Origin of the sequence: [Chlorobium] sp. 445 (assembly GCA_002763895.1) — a bacterium.
GTDB lineage: Bacteria > Bacteroidota > Chlorobiia > Chlorobiales > Thermochlorobacteraceae > Thermochlorobacter.
The window spans coordinates 1-1,836 of sequence record NSLH01000065.1 but is presented as its reverse complement, the minus strand read 5'-3'; the positions used below and the strand labels follow the sequence as shown (position 1 = coordinate 1,836).

Here is a 1,836-nt window from a genome sequence, read left to right as displayed (position 1 = left end):
GTCTCACACTGTCACCATTGCCCCCATGCGTACTCTATGCGTACCACGCGAAGTCATCACCGCGACGGATATTCAAGGCAAGATTGTGACATACTCGCGCAATTTTGGCAAACTGGCACGCTGGTCTCTGGCTTGCGATCACGCCCGTTAAGATTATGAATCTCCCACTTATCTCTGAGAACACCCCGCTGCCGTTGTTGAAACCCCGATTTAATCTGTCGTTGATCGTTCCCGTAGGCCGGAAAGGCGTATCTATATACTCATAACTATCGTTACACAGGTCACAAATAGATCATCGATCAGACTTTTATTTGATCACATTGAAAGAATACCACGATATTCGTCATCTGTTTGTCAATGCTTTGTTGGTCGAAGAAACGAAGAAAATCACCTTGAGGCACGTATTTGTAGGCGGAAACGGTACTTTACTCCCATTCGTTTATTTGAAGTATAGCCTTTTTGCACAGCCTAAGATGAACAGAAAATCCCATAGATATAACGGGGATACAGGATATAATCTAGTTAAGGGGTATACGCACAATAAAATAAGACGAAAGCATGGAGGCTTCGTATGGCAACATCAGCATTTCACAAAACACAGCAATACACTGAACAAATCATCTATGACCACACCCAACCGTGCTCGGTGCTGCATGCACTTATCGCGATGGTGCTAGTGGTACTGTTCAATATGCACTGCGATTCAACGTGTCAGAGTGAGATCGTGACCTACTGGCGTGATTTTGGCAACCCCCACGCGGGGCAGCAGCTGCACTTGGAGCTGGTGGTTGCGGATACATTTCATGCACGGATGACCCGCCGCACGTTCTAGGTATTTGGCTTTGCCGGTGCCAATCATCCGCATTTGATAGCAGCCACCATCCCCTGATATACTGCTTGTCCTGTTCCCGTGCAACCCCCTACCAGCCATCAGGAATACGCCAGATAGGGTGTTTGGGGAGACGGCGAAAACAGCTCACCAGACCTCGTGCCGAGCCACTGCTAATGGTATAATACAGACAAGGTCGAATTGCACCGCTGAGCCGTGCTCGATGCACAAGGAGGGGTGTCTATGAATGATGAACTCGAAGAAGCTTTTCTGAATATCGCCGCCCAGCTTTGGCTGAAAAGCACGGAGCCGATCCGCAGCGAGGTGATCTATGCCCACCTGCGTGAGGCTGGCTTACGCATTCCCGATGGCGCGATGAATAACCTCTACCGCAGCCTGATGCAAGATAACATTGTGGGCGGCACGCTGCTGCTCAACGACGAAGCCCAACGCACGCACGGCGGGTTTGTGATTACGTGGATTGACCCATCCTACCTGCCGGGAGCCATTCCCGAATGATGCTGGCCCAATTCGCACGCACCTGCACCCAATGCACCTAACCCACCTAACGCGCCCCTGACGCGCAGGGGGTATGCCTGTACCTGATCTCCTGCCGTAGGCACAGGCACGGGTTGCTATTGCTTGGCTGCGCCCCTGTGGCAACCCCGAACATCTGGGCCTGTCTGGCTGTTGCGGTAATTCACCGGCTCTACTCACGCTGACTCTGGTACAGGGATCGGTGTGGCTCCCGCCAGCCGCCCAATCCGCCAGCTACTCCACGCGGCGAGCACCGTGTAGGCGAGCAACACCTGCCACGCGGACAGGTCGGCTAGCGGCAAGGTCGCCCAGCTAAGCTGGGCAAGCCACGCAGCGATGCTGGTTTGGTAGGCGAAAGGGAGCCACGCCACCAGCCACACAAGCTGCGCCAGCCCCGCCATGCCTGCCCCGAAGAGCGGTACGCCCGCCCCCAGTGTGGCAAGGCTGCTCAGCAGCAATGCCCCCGCCCC

Annotated in this window: 3 protein-coding genes; 2 read left to right on the top strand and 1 reads right to left on the bottom strand. The window is 54.2% G+C overall.

The genetic code is table 11. The annotated features are described in order from the left end of the window. Positions 1-571 precede the first annotated feature (571 nt). Positions 572-832, top strand: coding sequence for a hypothetical protein (locus CMR00_12685; protein ID PIO47013.1), 261 nt, complete (start codon positions 572-574; stop codon positions 830-832). A 240-nt stretch (positions 833-1,072) separates the two neighbouring features. Beyond that, the gene (locus CMR00_12680) at positions 1,073-1,348 is read left to right on the top strand and encodes a hypothetical protein (GenBank protein ID PIO47012.1); all 276 of its coding nucleotides are present in this window, start codon (positions 1,073-1,075) and stop codon (positions 1,346-1,348) included. Positions 1,349-1,542: 194 nt separating this feature from the next. Here the strand turns inward: CMR00_12680 and CMR00_12675 are convergent. Further along, a partial coding sequence (locus tag CMR00_12675) for a hypothetical protein (GenBank protein PIO47011.1) occupies positions 1,543-1,836 on the bottom strand: 294 nt, incomplete at its 5' end.

Excerpts from the sequence above, each read along its gene's own strand:
- CMR00_12685 (PIO47013.1), top strand. The coding sequence starts at position 572 with ATGGCAACATCAGCATTTCACAAAACACAGCAATACACTGAACAAATC.
- CMR00_12680 (PIO47012.1), top strand. The coding sequence starts at position 1,073 with ATGAATGATGAACTCGAAGAAGCTTTTCTGAATATCGCCGCCCAGCTT.